This is a genomic window from Paenibacillus sp. N22P23 (assembly GCF_059383735.1).
In genome coordinates this window covers 851,825-866,310 of record NZ_JBXENT010000002.1, presented here as the reverse complement: position 1 = coordinate 866,310, position 14,486 = coordinate 851,825, and the positions used below count along the sequence as shown (strand labels likewise).

At 54.0% G+C, this 14,486-nt stretch carries 17 protein-coding genes; all 17 read left to right on the top strand.

The features are described 5' to 3' along the window. The first annotated feature begins 10 nt into the window (after positions 1-10). The 17 genes from AC506A_RS14325 to AC506A_RS14245 all read left to right on the top strand — a co-directional run bounded on the left by AC506A_RS14325 (position 11) and on the right by AC506A_RS14245 (position 14,439). A complete protein-coding gene (locus AC506A_RS14325) occupies positions 11-889 on the top strand; it encodes a carbohydrate ABC transporter permease (RefSeq protein WP_495461664.1) in 879 nt (292 codons plus the stop codon). 182 nt (positions 890-1,071) lie between these two features. Continuing rightward, positions 1,072-1,746 (top strand): ethanolamine utilization microcompartment protein EutL, encoded by a 675-nt coding sequence (eutL, locus tag AC506A_RS14320; RefSeq protein WP_495461663.1) that lies wholly within the window; start codon positions 1,072-1,074, stop codon positions 1,744-1,746. 19 nt (positions 1,747-1,765) lie between these two features. Continuing rightward, positions 1,766-2,080 carry a BMC domain-containing protein gene (locus AC506A_RS14315; RefSeq protein ID WP_495461662.1) on the top strand — a complete coding sequence of 105 codons (315 nt, stop codon included), beginning with the start codon at positions 1,766-1,768 and terminating at the stop codon, positions 2,078-2,080. Beyond that, entirely contained in the window at positions 2,077-3,558 is a 1,482-nt protein-coding gene (locus AC506A_RS14310) for an acetaldehyde dehydrogenase (acetylating) (protein WP_495461661.1), read from the top strand. Before AC506A_RS14315 ends, AC506A_RS14310 begins: the two co-directional genes overlap by 4 nt. A 34-nt stretch (positions 3,559-3,592) precedes the next feature. Then, a complete protein-coding gene (locus AC506A_RS14305) occupies positions 3,593-3,880 on the top strand; it encodes a BMC domain-containing protein (RefSeq protein ID WP_495461660.1) in 288 nt (95 codons plus the stop codon). Between the two features lie 11 nt (positions 3,881-3,891). Next, a complete protein-coding gene (locus AC506A_RS14300) occupies positions 3,892-4,671 on the top strand; it encodes a phosphate propanoyltransferase (RefSeq protein ID WP_495461659.1) in 780 nt (259 codons plus the stop codon). 11 nt (positions 4,672-4,682) lie between these two features. After that, positions 4,683-5,528 (top strand): hypothetical protein, encoded by an 846-nt coding sequence (locus AC506A_RS14295; RefSeq protein ID WP_495461907.1) that lies wholly within the window; start codon positions 4,683-4,685, stop codon positions 5,526-5,528. A gap of 7 nt (positions 5,529-5,535) precedes the next feature. After that, positions 5,536-5,829, top strand: coding sequence for a EutN/CcmL family microcompartment protein (locus AC506A_RS14290; protein WP_495461658.1), 294 nt, complete (start codon positions 5,536-5,538; stop codon positions 5,827-5,829). Further along, the gene (locus AC506A_RS14285) at positions 5,829-6,170 is read left to right on the top strand and encodes a BMC domain-containing protein (RefSeq protein ID WP_495461906.1); all 342 of its coding nucleotides are present in this window, start codon (positions 5,829-5,831) and stop codon (positions 6,168-6,170) included. Before AC506A_RS14290 ends, AC506A_RS14285 begins: the two co-directional genes overlap by 1 nt. Beyond that, positions 6,167-6,625 (top strand): EutP/PduV family microcompartment system protein, encoded by a 459-nt coding sequence (locus tag AC506A_RS14280; protein ID WP_495461657.1) that lies wholly within the window; start codon positions 6,167-6,169, stop codon positions 6,623-6,625. Before AC506A_RS14285 ends, AC506A_RS14280 begins: the two co-directional genes overlap by 4 nt. 9 nt (positions 6,626-6,634) lie before the next feature. Next, positions 6,635-8,095: a sensor histidine kinase gene (locus AC506A_RS14275; protein WP_495461656.1), complete on the top strand. Its 1,461-nt coding sequence runs from the start codon at positions 6,635-6,637 to the stop codon at positions 8,093-8,095. Further along, positions 8,070-8,642, top strand: coding sequence for an ANTAR domain-containing response regulator (locus AC506A_RS14270; RefSeq protein ID WP_495461655.1), 573 nt, complete (start codon positions 8,070-8,072; stop codon positions 8,640-8,642). Before AC506A_RS14275 ends, AC506A_RS14270 begins: the two co-directional genes overlap by 26 nt. Positions 8,643-8,648: 6 nt before the next feature. Beyond that, positions 8,649-10,142 (top strand): ethanolamine ammonia-lyase reactivating factor EutA, encoded by a 1,494-nt coding sequence (locus AC506A_RS14265; RefSeq protein WP_495461654.1) that lies wholly within the window; start codon positions 8,649-8,651, stop codon positions 10,140-10,142. After that, positions 10,139-11,503: an ethanolamine ammonia-lyase subunit EutB gene (locus AC506A_RS14260; protein ID WP_495461653.1), complete on the top strand. Its 1,365-nt coding sequence runs from the start codon at positions 10,139-10,141 to the stop codon at positions 11,501-11,503. The genes AC506A_RS14265 and AC506A_RS14260 overlap by 4 nt, the downstream gene beginning before the upstream one ends. Before the next feature lie 21 nt (positions 11,504-11,524). Continuing rightward, positions 11,525-12,454: an ethanolamine ammonia-lyase subunit EutC gene (eutC, locus tag AC506A_RS14255; protein ID WP_495461652.1), complete on the top strand. Its 930-nt coding sequence runs from the start codon at positions 11,525-11,527 to the stop codon at positions 12,452-12,454. A 211-nt stretch (positions 12,455-12,665) separates the two neighbouring features. Beyond that, positions 12,666-13,550: an ABC transporter permease gene (locus tag AC506A_RS14250; RefSeq protein ID WP_495461905.1), complete on the top strand. Its 885-nt coding sequence runs from the start codon at positions 12,666-12,668 to the stop codon at positions 13,548-13,550. A gap of 13 nt (positions 13,551-13,563) precedes the next feature. Then, positions 13,564-14,439: a carbohydrate ABC transporter permease gene (locus AC506A_RS14245; protein WP_495461651.1), complete on the top strand. Its 876-nt coding sequence runs from the start codon at positions 13,564-13,566 to the stop codon at positions 14,437-14,439. The last annotated feature ends 47 nt before the right edge of the window (positions 14,440-14,486 follow it).

Here is a 14,486-nt window from a genome sequence, read left to right as displayed (position 1 = left end):
GGGCGGAGAGATGTATCACAAAACGGTGCCTTATCGCGTATTCAACATCTTCAATACCTGTCTCCTGATTCTGTTGTCGCTTGCCTGCATTATCCCGCTCATTCACGTGTTCGCGATTTCGTTCAGCGCGAAGTCGGCAGCTGACGGCAATTTGGTCGGCTTATGGCCGGTCGATTTCTCGACGGTCGCCTATACGAAAACCATCGATAACCCGGTATTCCTTCATTCCCTGTGGGTCTCGGTCAAGCGTACTGTCATTGGCACGATCGGTATTCTCGCCGTAGCATGTCTGGCTGCGTATCCACTTTCGAAGGAAACGTTGCAGTTTAAAGGACGTTCTGTTTACGCGTGGCTGTTCGTGTTTACGATGATTTTCAACGGTGGACTGGTGCCCTTCTATATCGTGATCCAGAAGCTTCACCTCATGGACAATTTCTGGGTGCTCGTACTCCCCGGTATCGTCAACGTATGGCTCATTATCTTGCTGATGAATTTCTTCCGCGGTGTGCCGAAGGAGCTTGAAGAGGCAGCCTTGATCGATGGTTCCGGCCATTTCGGGATTCTATTTCGCATCTACCTGCCGGTCTCGCTCCCGGCCTTGGCTACGCTCGGGCTCTTCGCGATGGTATGGCATTGGAATTCTTGGTTCGACGGGATTCTGTACATTAGCGACAAAGGGGAATACCCGCTTGCCTCGTACCTGCAAACGGTGATCGTGTCACGGGATATGAGCTCGATGAATTTCTCCAAGCAAGAGATGGATCTGCTGTCGCAGAAGACGATTAATGCCGCGCAGATTTTCATCGGTGCACTGCCGATTCTGATCGTCTATCCGTTCTTGCAGAGGTTCTTCGTGAAAGGCCTAGTCATGGGTTCTGTGAAGGAATAGGACAGTGAATGCGGACGCATTAATCCACCTATCTGGTATGAAAGAGAAGTAGAGGTCATATCTTGATAACAAAAGCATAGTCAGTTAGGCAATGGAGCCTAGGCAGGAAGTGTGCGCGGAGCACATTTTCAACCTAGGCTCTTTCTGTTTGTCGGCGACTTCTCGGCAAGGATGTGAGTTGGGTGATTCGGCAATCGCACGATCAGCGGCAACGACCTATACGTGCAATTCCGCTGTCCGTCAGGGTCATCCCGAATGTCGATTCGGGACTGGCCGCGCAGCTGTGCTTGAAGCCTGGCATACGGAGCATCGGGCTCCTTACATCGACAATCGATGACGTTGGTTACACGGCGCTAGATGAAGCAACGAAGAAAGCAGCGGTAGAAGTGGTGTATGCCAAATCTTTCTACGCCGGATCATCGCATGCATCAGGCCCGTTGTCCGGCGAGTTCATCGGCATGATCGGCGGCGCTTCGCCTGCCGAGGTGACGAGCGGTCTGGAAGCAGCGTTAGCACTGATGCAGAATGGGGCTTGCTTCTATGCCTTGAATGAGGAAGGGACACATGCTTACTACGCGCATGTGATATCCAGAACCGGATCCTATCTATCCGGCATGGCCAATATTGCGGAAGGTGAGCCGTTAGCTTATTTAATTGCGCCGCCGCTTGAAGCGGTCTGCGGATTGGATGCTGCGCTGAAGGCTGCGGATGTGAGACTGTGCACCTTCTATGGACCGCCTACAGAAACGAACTTCGCAGGCGGGTTATTGACGGGCAGTCAATCGGCTTGTACGGCTGCAGCCGAAGCCTTCGCAGAGGTGGTAGCGGAGATTGCTGGGAGACCGATCAAACTGTGAGAAAGCAAGGTGAAGGGACATGAAACAGCCCTTGCAGTCACTGAGGATGATTGAGACGTACGGGCTTTCAGCGCTTCTTGCTGCCGCAGATGCTGCGGCCAAGACAGCAGATGTGAGGGTTACTTCATACGAGAAAATAGATGCCGGTATCGTGACCATCTACATCCTCGGCGATGTGGCAGCGGTGAAAGCAGCTGTAGATGCAGGCGGACAGGCAGCACGCGCGGTAGGCAAGCTGCTCGGCGTTCATGTTATTGCAAGGCCGGATGCGGCAATCTCGGAGTTTGTCGCATCACTGATGTCCCCTCCAGGCGGAGGTGACGGAACGGAATGAAGATGGACATGGATCTGCTAGCCATTCAGGAGGTTCGTGATTGTCTACATGAAGCGAAGGCTGCGCAAAAGCAGTACGAGTCTAAGACACAGCTTCAAGTAGATCGCATCACCCAAGCGATGGCTGCAGCTGCCGAGGAGCATGCGGAGCGGCTTGGCAGGATGGCTGTAGAGGAAACAGGCTTCGGGAACATCCAAGGTAAGAAGGCGAAGAATCTGTTTGTTGCCCGCAATGTTTATGAGGCGATCAAGAACCTCAAGACAGTCGGCATCATTCACAAGGATGAAGAGCGGAGAGTATGGGAAGTGGCGCAGCCAGTCGGTGTCATAGCAGCCATCGTTCCATCGACCAATCCAACCTCAACCGTCCTGTTCAAAAGCATGATTGCACTCAAAGCGAGAAATGCCATCGTCATTTCCCCTCATCCCGCTGCGCTCCGCTGCTCGCAAGAAGCGGCGAAGCTTATGCGGCAGGCGGCAGAGCAAGCAGGCGCACCGCCGGGACTGATTCATTGCTTGTCGTACCCGTCCGTCGAAGCCAGTACGGAGCTTATGCGGCATAAGTTGACGGATGTTATTCTCGCGACCGGCGGCTCGGCCATGGTGAAGGCTGCCTATAGTTCAGGCAAGCCTGCGTACGGCGTAGGTCCCGGCAATGTTCCCGTCTTTGTTCACCACAGCGCGAATCTTGCGCGTACGGCTGGTCAGATCGTGCAGAGCAAGACCTTCGATTACGGTACGATCTGCGCCTCCGAGCAAGCGATTGTGGTCGAGCGGCAGGTGAAGGCTCAACTGGTCGATGAGTTGAGGCGGCAAGGGGCGTATATGCTTAGCGGGCAAGAGAAGGAGAGCATCGCAAGCATCATCATGACAGCTAACGGGAAGAGTTTAAACCCGAAGATCGTCGGCAAGTCGCCGCAAGTCCTTGCAGGTATGGCCGGCATTTCAGTTCCGCAGGACACGACAGTGCTCATCGCGGAAGAAACCAATGTCGGTCTGCAATATCCGTTATCGCTGGAGAAGCTGACGCCGATATTAGCGCTTTATACGGTCGATGACTGGCAGGAAGGCAGCCGCCTCTGCACGCAGCTTCTTGAGCTGGGAGGACTCGGACATACGCTTGGCATCCACTGCGAGGAAGAACGTATTATTGAGGCATTCGGTCTGGAGCTTCCCGCTTCGCGAATCGTCGTAAACGCGGGGACGACCTTCGGCGGCATTGGTGCGACGACCGGCATTCAGCCATCCATGACGCTGGGCTGCGGATCGCTTGGTCATAACATAACCTCGGATAATATCGGGCCGCAGCATCTGATGAATGTGAAACGAGTGGCTTTCGGCATTCGCGAGATGATTTCCTCGGAACCGCCTGCTGTGTCACAGCTCGCCGAGCAGGTTGCGGGCTCGCTCAGCTCTGGCATCTCTAGAGAAGAAGTACTAGCCATCGTGAAGAGCGTGCTTTCCCAGATGAAGCTCTAATTCTAAGGATTCAACTATGAAGGAGGAATGGATAATGGCAGGAGAACACACGGCCCTTGGCATGATCGAAACGAAAGGACTAATTGGCTCCATAGAAGCAGCGGATGCGATGGTGAAGGCGGCAAACGTAAGATTGGTTGGTAAAGTGCATGTTGGAGGCGGTCTCGTAACCGTTTTGGTTCGAGGCGACGTTGGCGCTGTAAAAGCGGCAACGGACGCAGGCGCGGCAGCCGCCGAGAAGGTCGGAGAGCTGGTATCGGTTCACGTTATTCCGCGTCCGCATTCCGATATTGAGTTTATTTTGCCGAAGCTTGAAGGTTGACCTTGCCCTCTATGAGATTCATTACCGAAGCATCGCTGCGCGCGAGACTGGTCGGAGGACTCCCGAACCCCTATCCGCTTGAGCAAGGAGACAAACTGACACCGGCAGCCGCCGATTTCTTGAAAGCAAGAGGGATTCGGCTTGCACGCCTAGACTCTTCGGATTCGGGAGGTGCTACGGGGGCAGAACGCGTAATTCCCGTCGGCGTGTCGGGCCGACATCTCCATCTATCCCAGCAGCATCTTGAAGCACTGTTTGGCACCGGATATCAGCTGCAGGTACTGCGAGAGTTGTCTCAACCAGGGCAGTTCGCTGCAAAAGAAACGGTGACCATCGCCGGTCCAAAAGGTGCCATCTCGCATGTCCGCGTTCTAGGTCCAATTCGGTCAGCGACGCAGGTGGAGATTTCGCGAACGGATGGTCATACGCTGGGGCTGCAGCCTGCCGTAAGGTTATCCGGCGACATTTCCGGTACGAGCGGCGCAACGATCATCGGCCCGCTGGGGGCGGTCGTGCTTCAAGAGGGTCTGATTATCGCCAAGCGACATGTGCATATGTCGCTAGCGGAAGCGGCTGAGTTTCAGGTTGCACAAGGCGATCGGTTAATGCTGCAGACGGACTCGGAGCGACCGATTATTTTCGCAGATGTCATTGTTCGAGTGGATGAACGGTTCGCGCTCGAGCTGCACATCGACCGAGATGAGGCGAATGCTGCTGGACTGGAAACAGGCGATAGGGTGAGGGTAATCGGGAAGAACGGCGACATTGCAGGCATGGGTGCGAGGAGGTGATACAGGTGGAGATGAAACAGCTGGTGGAATCGATCATCCGTGAGCTCGTCGGCACGATGCAGGCAGAATCGGCTGCGCCTCCGAAAGTGTTGTATTTGTTCTGCGATAGTAACGCGCATGAAGCTTACAGGGATCATTTTATCCTTCTGCAGAAGACCGGGATTCAATATGATCGGCTGTTTCTGGATGGAGTAACATCGGGATGGCTTGGCATGCATAAAGTAGAGTCAAGCGGGCTTGGCAGAACAATCGCCGTCGATGATTCCACGCCTGCTCCAATCGAAATTCCGAGCGGCTACGACGGTATCGTTATTCCGGAGATCGACCTCGGCGACGCGGGACGAGTTGCGCTTGGCATGAAGGGGACGGTGAGGTCGGAGATTATTTTCGCGGCGCTCGTGATGGGGAAGTTTGTGGTCGTGGGGGATGACGGTCCCGGGCTTTCGCGCGCTGACCGGCGCACGATGAAGGCACTGACATTGCCGATGCCGTATCAGAAGCTGTTCAGCTACTATAAGAGCGAGATGCAGATGTACGGTGTGGAGTTTGCTCCGTCGAAGGACTTGGCGGAGTGGGTGGTGAAGCGCGTGGGTCGTGCTGAATCTGCTGCTGCTGTCAGCAAGAATGAAGAAGCGCATGCGGCTGTCGCCAGCAATGAGTTTCCCGCAACAGCCGAACTGCCGGAACATGCCGAGCACTTCGATGGGAAGTTCCTTTCTGCGGATTGGGTGAATCAGAGGTCAAGGAACAAGCGTATCACCGTCATCCAAGTGAAGCGAGGGACGATCCTGTCGCCGCTCGCCAAAGATGTGCTGAGAGAGAAAGGCATCGCTGTCCAAATCCGGGATGAAGGGTGAGCAGCCTATGTTCTACGGGAAGGTGATCGGAAGCGTGTGGGCGACGCAGAAGGAGGAAGGGATGGATAATCTGAAGCTTATGGTTGTTCAGCCCATCGAATTCACCGGCAAGCCTAAGGGCATGGCGGTTATTGCCGTTGATCGCATTGGGGCAGGGGTAGGCGAGCACGTGATTATTTCTCGCGGAAGCCCGGCAAGAGCGCTGTTCGGCGGCAGGAATGTCCCGATCGACGCCATGGTTGTCGGTATCGTCGACAGCTTCGACGTAGTAGCACCGGAAGATGGAGCGGAGGATGAATGATGGAGCCACAGAAGCAGCGCGTCATCCAGGAGTATGTACCGGGGAAGCAGCTGACGCTTGCGCATGTCATTGCGAACCCCGATCCGATGCTGTACACGAAACTTGGCATTGAAGAGGCGAGCGCCATCGGCATTCTGACGCTGACGCCAACGGAAACAGCCATTATCGCCGCGGATGTTGCGACGAAGGCTGCTCATGTGAGCATCGGCTACTTGGACCGATTTACCGGTTCGCTTGTGATCGTCGGTGAAGTGTCGGCCGTCAGTATGGCGATCGAAGCGGTGAACATTTTTCTGGCCGAGAAGCTTCAATTCACGATCGCGCCATTAACGAGATCATGAAGCCGGCAGCGAAGAAGATTATGATCATCGGGGCCATCGGCTCAGGCAAATCCACTTTGATTAAAAGGCTCTTCGGCGAGCAGGACTCCGCACTCAAGACGCAGTCTCTCGTCTATCGCGATTGGCTGATCGATACGCCGGGCGAGTACAGCGAGAACCCGCTCTTCTATCGCGCTTTAATGGCTACATCGTATGAGGCGTGCGCGCTGGTTCTCGTCCAAGATGCGACCCGCGTAAGGAACTATTTTCCCCCGGGATTCTCTGGTGGCTTTCCTATACCGGCTATTGGCGTAATTACGAAGATGGATGCCGAAAGCGCGGACGGCGACAGAGCTGCCAAGCTGCTGCGGCAATCTCTCTCTGCCAGTCATGAGATATTCTTCACCTCTTCTGTGCAGCTTCAAGGGATCGAAGAGCTTCGCGTTAAGCTTCGTTCAATTGCGTTTAAGGAGTGACAAGCAGTCATGGGTATGGTCAAGGAACTGTGCAGCAGCCATACAACGATGGCAGGCGATGACATGGAAACGATTGAGGATTTGGCGCGCCATCTGCAGTGGATTGCCGATGCGTCCCAATCTGATGCTTTTATAGATTGCCCGCTCGCCGATGAGCGCACGGCGCTCGTTGTTGCGCAGGCGCATCCGACGACTGCGGCTTCGCTGTACAAGACTTCCGTTGTCGGTCAGTTTGCGCATTTTCATAATGAGCCTGCCGTGATGTTCTGCCTCTTATCGGGGAAACCGATGTTAGGCTCGCGCGGCACCTCGCAAGAAGGGATCGCCATGCAGCAAAATGTGGTGCCGATCCACTCCAAACGGGGGCTTGTCATTGGAGCGCTCATCCTCGAATCCGATATTTCCAAGCATGTCGAGCAGGAGCGCAATGTCGAGAGGTTGATAGAGTCGAACGAGCAGCTCGGCGAAACGTTGCTCTCGCTTGCCATGTCCGAAGGCGGTATGCAGTCCCTGATGCAAGAGGGTATCGTGCTGTTCGATGACAGGCATATCGTGACCTATACCAATGCCCAAGCACATCGGCTGCTCAAGGAAATCGGCTATATCGGCCCTATTGAGGGCGGCAGGATTAGTAGTTTGTTTGGCGGCCAACTAAGCAGTGTCGCCATGCAGGAGCATACCGGAGTCTACCGCAGCGAATACCAGTCCAGGAATGTGGCGTTGGAATTGAAGGCATTATCGCTGCAGCGGGATCAACGCATGGTAGGCGGTTTTATCCTGATCCGGGATTTGACGGAGCTGAAGGAGAAGGAGAAACAGCTTCTCGTCAAATCGGCAGTCATTAAGGAAATTCACCACCGTGTCAAAAACAATTTGCAAACGGTAGCGGGTCTCCTGCGGCTGCAAATGCGAAGAACAAAGCATGAGGAAATAAGGAACGTCTACCTCGACAGCATCAATCGAATCAACAGTATTGCCGTTATCCACGAGATGCTGGCTTTCGAGGGGATGGAGACGATTCTATTCAATGACGTTGCGGCACGCATCGTGAAAACGATCATTTCCGCCTCCGCCAAGCCGAATCAGCGGATAACTGCAAGGATCAGTGGAGATGAGCTGATTTTGTCCGCAGAGCAGGCGATGACGCTAGGGCTGGTTCTGAACGAGCTGGTGCAAAATAGCGTCAATCATGCCTTCGTGGAGCGAAGCATCGGGGAAGTTGAAGTTGCACTGCAGCTCATCGGCGACGAAGCGAGAGTTCGGGTTTCGGATACGGGGATCGGCATAGATGAGGCTGCCTATTCGCCCGAGAAGAAGGGTCATCATATCGGTCTCCAAATTTCCGAAACGCTGGTGTTTGAGAATCTTAACGGTGGGCTCCATCTGTCATCAAGCCCGCTTGGTACGCAGGTTGACATTACATTCCCGCTTAGGAGGATGAACGGTGAGCAAAACGATTGTCATTATTGACGATGATCCGATCATTCGCATGGATATCCGCGAGATGCTGGAGGAAGAGCACTACTCCGTTATCGGTGAAGGGAAGAACGGACAAGAGGCGATTGAACTTGCAGCTAGGTTAAAGCCCGATCTTGTCATCATGGACGTGAAGATGCCTGTCATGAACGGGATCAAAGCAGCTGTGATCATTCGCGGCATGCAGCGTTCTGCAGTCCTCCTTCTTACGGCTTACAGCCAGAAGGAGCTGGTACAGCAGGCTCGCGACGCCGGTGTCATTGCTTATCTGGTTAAGCCGGTATCAGAAGCGGATTTGATTCCGGCTGTTGAAATCGCGCTAAGTCAGAAGGAACGACTGGATGGTCTGAAGCAAGATATCCGGCAGCTTCAGCAATCGCTGGAGGAGCGTAAGCTCATTGAGAAGGCGAAAGGAATCGTAATGAAGCGGCATGGGCTAGATGAGCCTGCCGCTTACCAGCGCATACAAGCGCACAGCATGACCGAGCGGATTCCGCTGTCTGAGCTGGCTGTACGCATCATCGAAAGCGGAGATGGGTGAGCCGCGATGCAGGACCAGTGGATCACGAGTGTCGGTATCGATATCGGCACGAGCACGACGAAGCTGATCGTAAGCCGGCTGCGACTGGCGCGTACCTCCAGCGCGTTGTCGATCCCTCGTTATGAAATTGTGGAACGGCAGCTGGTATATGCAAGTCCGATGTACAATACACCGCTGATGGGCAGGGATCAGCTTGATGCAGACGGGGTGTGGGCCATCATTACCGAGGAGTATCGGAATGCGGGCATTCGGCCTGCCGAGCTGAAGACCGGTGCCGTTATCATTACGGGCGAGACGGCGAATAAACGAAATGCACGCGAGATCGTTCAGCGGCTTGCCGAGCGCTCCGGCGACTTCGTTGTCGCAACGGCAGGAGCAGATCTAGAAGCGCTGCTTGCAGGACGGGGAGCAGGAGCGGATCTGCGATCCATGCAAATCAAAGAAGCGGTAGCCAATCTGGATATTGGCGGCGGAACTGCGAATGTGGCTTTTTTTCGGAGGGGGCGGCCAGTCGGTACGGTAACCTTTCATATCGGCGGCAGATTAATAGAGCTCGATCGAACAGGAACAGTTACGGCTGTTTCACCTTCGATTAGACCTTGGCTTGCATCGAGGGGCTATTCTATTGCACAGGGGAAAATGATCAGCTTCGAGGCTGTCAGAGGAATCTGCCATGACATGAGTCACAGTATGCTGGACTATCTGGCAGGTAATTCTGGCTCTGTGGATGACTCGACATTGCGGGAACTCCTTCTCGGCCATGAGCATCCGGCGGGCATGCCTTTGATCGCAGAATGGATGGTTTCAGGGGGCATCGGGCTCTTGATGGAGCTGCCGCAGCCGGCAACGATTGCTGAAGTTGCGGAGTACGGCGACATCGGCCCTCTACTCGCGCGTGAATTAAAGTCAGCCATGTCTCACTACGATATTGCGCGGGTTAAGCCGGATCAGACGGTTCGAGCGACCGTTATTGGGGCCGGCATGCAAAGCACGGAGATTAGCGGAGCCACAATCTATCTCGATACTTCACAATCGCTGCCGATCCGCAATTTACCGGTATATAAGCTGGAGTTGCCGGATGTTGCCCTTACGGATCATTACTCGCTTAGCGTGCTGTTAACAGCTGCGATGCGGTCATGCGCAGCCCTGTATGACAAGGAAGCTGCGATACCCTTTGCCCTTGCGGTGCAGGGGATGAGAGGAATCTCTTACGCTTCGGTGCAGCGTTTGGCTGCGGCGATCTGCGAATCCTATCCGGAAGTTTTCGCCCAAGCAGAGGTATTGGTCGTCGTATGCGAACATGATATGGCACAGGCGCTCGGACAGTCGTTCCGGAAGCTGCTCGGGAGACGGCTCTCCATTATTTGCATTGATCAAATTACGGTGATGCATGGCGATTATATCGATTTGGGAGAACCGCTCCCCGGCATGATGCTCCCTGTAATCATCAAGACGCTTGCTTTCCAGCCTGGAGGCTCGGGGGGAGGGATACAAGGATGAAGCTTAGCACGAGCCTGTTCGGGAGAACGTTTCAATTCCATGATTTGAGGGCCGTTATGGCAAAGGCGAACGAGGAGAAGTCGGGGGATCAACTGGCAGGAATTGCTGCGGAGGATGCCAAAGAGAGAATGGCCGCAAAGCTGGTGCTCTCTGAGCTGACGCTTGGCGATATTCGCGATCATCCGCTCATTGCTCCCGAAGAGGACGAGGTCTCCCGGGTCATTGAAGAAGCGGTTAACGAGCGAATCTATGCCGAGATCCGCAATTGGAGTATCGGCGAGCTGAGGGAATATCTGCTTCGGCAGGATACCGGTCAAGAGCAGCTCCGAAGGCTGAGCCGCGGCTTAACGAGCGAGATGATTGCAGCCGTTACGAAAGTGATGAGCAATCTGGATCTGATCCAAGCCGCATCGAAGGCGGAGATTGTCACGAGCTGCAACAGTACGATGGGTCAGCGAGGCATTCTCGCAGGACGTGCACAGCCGAATCACCCCTCGGACAGCATCCAGGGTATGAAAGCTTCCTTATTCGAAGCATTAAGCTACGGTATTGGGGACGCCGTCATTGGCGTTAATCCGGTTATTGATACGGCAGACAGTGTGAAGCGCTTGCTCGAAGCGACGAAGGAAGAGATGACCAAGTGGAATATCCCCACGCAAAACTGCGTCCTTGCCCATGTGAAAACGCAAATGCGCGCGATTCGCAGCGGCGCACCTGCGGATCTGATGTTCCAGAGTTTAGCCGGAACGGAGAAAGGAAACAGCGCGTTCGGCATCGGCGTAGGGCTGCTCGACGAGGCGCATGAGTTGATTCATAAGCAGGGTACGGGAGCGGGACCGAACCTGTGGTATTTTGAAACCGGCCAAGGGTCCGAGCTGTCCAGCGAAGCTCATCATGGTGTGGATCAGGTGACGCTTGAGGCCAGGTGTTACGGTCTCGCAAGGCGATATCAACCGTTTATGATCAATACGGTTGTCGGGTTCATCGGGCCAGAATACCTCTACGATAGCAGGCAAGTTATTCGTGCTGGGCTTGAGGATCATTTTATGGGGAAGCTGCATGGGCTGCCGATGGGGGTCGACGTGTGCTACACGAACCACATGAGGGCGGATCAGAACGATATGGATAATTTGGCTGTGCTGCTTACGGCCGCGGGCGTGAATTTCATCATCGGCGTCGCCATGGCCGACGATTGCATGCTCAACTATCAATCTACGAGTTATCACGATATCGCTACGCTGCGGGAGACGCTCGGACGAAGGCCGGCACCCGAATTCGAGAAGTGGCTCGTCAAGCTGGGACTGATGGAGAACGGGAGGCTGACGCCGCTGGCAGGCGACCCGAGCTTCTTCATGATTTGAGTACAAAGGAGGTGAGCCGGTATGCATGCCAAAATAGCCGTGGATCAGCTGGTTGATCGCGTCATGGCGGAGCTGGAGAAACGAATGGGATCACAGTCACCTTCGCCATCGATAAATTCACCTTCGGCACTCTCATCATCACCCTCGTCCCCGCCCTCGCCCTCTCCCCTGGAAGGCATGGTACCAAGCGGAGTTTTGTCGAACGTTGATGAGGTGTTCGGCGGAATCCGTACTTCTCATGTACCGAGTCCCAAATGGGAGGAAGGCATGTCGGAGCTCATCGCGAGTACACCTGCACGAATCGGCGTATGGCGGGCAGGTACGCGTCCGCTCACGAGAGAGCTGCTCCATTTTCGCTGTGATCATGCCGCTGCGGTGGACTCCATCTATGGAAGTGTCGGCCAGTCGCTGCTGGACGAATATAAGCTTTTTACGGTCGAGACCTGCTACGTAAATACGGAGAATTATTTGAAACGTCCCGATATGGGCCGCGTCATTACGGAAGACGGAGCTCGAATAATTCTAGAGCGGTGCAAGAGGCGGCCTCAGGTGCAAATCGTCGTCTCCGACGGACTGAGCGCGAACGCAGTCACGGCTAATCTAGCAGATGTCTATCCCTCCTTACTCGATTCGCTCAGCGGGCAAGGGCTCTCCACGGGAACACCATTCTTCGTACGCGGAGGACGCGTTGCCGTGATGGATCACATCGGCGAGCTGCTCGAACCAGAGGTGCTCGTCCTTCTAATCGGCGAAAGGCCGGGCCTCGTATCGTCAAATTCGATGAGTGCCTACATGTGCTATCGCCCCCGCAAAGGTACAGTCGAGAGCGAGCGGACGGTGTTGTCCAACATCCATGCGGGGGGAACGGCTCCGGTTGAGACCGGGGCTCATATGGGAACCATCGTCCGTAAAATGATAGAGCAGCAAACAAGCGGCGTACATCTCGAGTAGAGTAGAGCCTTCGACCCACTGATACAGTGGCGTCGGAGGCTTTTTTATTGTGACTATCGGGAGGTATGTACCCTCGGCACTCGATTAGGGAACCTAAAAAAAACACAAGCGCTATTAAAGCTATTCCATTGTTGGCTCCCCGGGTGAACAGCTAGGATGAGAGTATGCAGAAACGATATTCACGAGGGAGGGACGGCTATTGTTCGGTTTCATGTGGAAGTACCGGACGTTATATCTGATTTCAATTCCGGGCATCGTCTATTTCATCGTTTTCAAGTACTTGCCGTTGCTCGGCTCAGTCATCGCGTTCCAGAACTATAATATTTTCTCCGGTTTCAGCGGGAGCCCGTGGGTCGGCCTCGAGCATTTTGAGCGCATGTTCCAGCATTACGACTTTCTGCGGATTCTGAAGAACACGCTTATTCTCGGTTTCCTCGATATTCTGATCGCCTTTACGGCACCGATTATTTTGGCGCTGCTTCTCAATGAAGTCCGGCTCGTCGTGTACAAGAAGATTGTGCAGACAATCGTGTATGCGCCGCATTTTCTGTCTTGGGTTATTGTGAGCGGGATCTTTGTTGGCATGCTCTCTCCGACTTCCGGTATTGTGAATGTCATCATCGGCTGGTTCGGCATCGAGCCGATCTACTTTCTGGGGGAGGATTCGTATATACGCTCCATCTTGGTCGGCTCCGGTTTATGGCGCGACGTAGGCTGGGGAACGATTATTTACTTGGCTGCTTTGACCAGCATCAATCCGGAATTGTATGAGGCGTCGGAAATCGATGGAGCAGGCCGCTGGAAGCAGACCATCAGAATCACATTGCCGTCCCTTCTGCCAGTCATCACGGTGCTGTTCCTGCTGAAGATCGGGGATTTCATGGATTATGGCTTTGAACGTGTCTTCGTCTTCCAGAACCCGCTGAATATTACCAATAGCGAAATCTTAGATACGTATATTTACAAAGCCGGCTTGAAGCAAATGCAATACAGCTATGCGACTGCGATTGGGTTGTTCAAATCGGTCGTAGGTCTGCTTCTGCTGGTGGTCGCCAACACATTAAGCCGCAAGGCAACCGGAGAATCGTTGTACTGAAGGAGGGGTTGCCGTGATTCGGCGCGAGCATTGGAGCAGGAAGCTATTTCTTATCGCAAACTATTTGTTTCTAACAGGGCTGTCGCTAACGATGCTGCTCCCTTTTCTGAACGTGATTGCCCAGTCGTTTAGCGGAGCAGCGGCGATCGACCGCGGGGATGTCATGTTCTGGCCTGTCGATTTCACGCTGAATTATTACCGCTACGTCTTCGATGACATCTCGATCTGGCGGGCATTCGGCATTACCGTCTATATTACTGTAGTTGGTACGCTCATTAATCTGACCGCTACTTCCTCCTTGGCCTATCCGCTGTCGCGATCGGAATACGTAGGACGCAAATACGTGCTGCTCTTCGTCCTGATGACGATGATATTCACGGCACCGCTGATCCCGCAATTTATTCTGATGAGAGAAATCCATCTGATCAACACGCTGTGGGCACTTATGATTCCGACGGCTATCAGTGCGTTTAATATGATTGTGCTGCGTTCGTTCTTCGTCCAAATTCCGACGGAGCTGATCGACAGCGCAAGGATTGACGGCTGCGGCGAAATGAGGATACTCTGGAGCTTGATGCTCCCGTTGTCCAAGCCTGCACTGGCGACAATCGGCATCTTCTATTCGGTGACTAACTGGAACAAGTACATGGACGCCTTGTATTATTTGAATGACCGAAGGCTGTACCCGCTGCAGGTTAAATTGAGGGAGCTGCTCATTAACGATGACTTGGTCGATACCGGCAATTTGCCGTTCGATATCGCCTCCCAATCGGTACAAGGCGTTCAGATGGCTGTCATTCTCGTGGCAACTTTGCCGATCATTATGCTGTACCCGTTCATGCAGCGTTATTTTATTAAGGGGATGCTGATCGGTTCTATCAAATCTTAATCGTGGAATTATGAATCAGAAATATAAAAAAATGACAAACGGAGCCA

Coding starts and splice junctions, on each gene's coding strand:
- AC506A_RS14260 (WP_495461653.1), top strand. CDS start 10,139: ATGAAGCTTAGCACGAGCCTGTTCGGGAGAACGTTTCAATTCCATGAT.
- eutC (WP_495461652.1), top strand. CDS start 11,525: ATGCATGCCAAAATAGCCGTGGATCAGCTGGTTGATCGCGTCATGGCG.
- AC506A_RS14280 (WP_495461657.1), top strand. CDS start 6,167: ATGAAGCCGGCAGCGAAGAAGATTATGATCATCGGGGCCATCGGCTCA.
- AC506A_RS14305 (WP_495461660.1), top strand. CDS start 3,593: ATGGCAGGAGAACACACGGCCCTTGGCATGATCGAAACGAAAGGACTA.
- AC506A_RS14300 (WP_495461659.1), top strand. CDS start 3,892: ATGAGATTCATTACCGAAGCATCGCTGCGCGCGAGACTGGTCGGAGGA.
- AC506A_RS14295 (WP_495461907.1), top strand. CDS start 4,683: ATGAAACAGCTGGTGGAATCGATCATCCGTGAGCTCGTCGGCACGATG.
- AC506A_RS14290 (WP_495461658.1), top strand. CDS start 5,536: ATGTTCTACGGGAAGGTGATCGGAAGCGTGTGGGCGACGCAGAAGGAG.
- AC506A_RS14285 (WP_495461906.1), top strand. CDS start 5,829: ATGGAGCCACAGAAGCAGCGCGTCATCCAGGAGTATGTACCGGGGAAG.
- AC506A_RS14275 (WP_495461656.1), top strand. CDS start 6,635: ATGGGTATGGTCAAGGAACTGTGCAGCAGCCATACAACGATGGCAGGC.
- AC506A_RS14310 (WP_495461661.1), top strand. CDS start 2,077: ATGAAGATGGACATGGATCTGCTAGCCATTCAGGAGGTTCGTGATTGT.
- AC506A_RS14315 (WP_495461662.1), top strand. CDS start 1,766: ATGAAACAGCCCTTGCAGTCACTGAGGATGATTGAGACGTACGGGCTT.
- AC506A_RS14265 (WP_495461654.1), top strand. CDS start 8,649: ATGCAGGACCAGTGGATCACGAGTGTCGGTATCGATATCGGCACGAGC.
- AC506A_RS14325 (WP_495461664.1), top strand. CDS start 11: ATGTATCACAAAACGGTGCCTTATCGCGTATTCAACATCTTCAATACC.
- AC506A_RS14250 (WP_495461905.1), top strand. CDS start 12,666: ATGTGGAAGTACCGGACGTTATATCTGATTTCAATTCCGGGCATCGTC.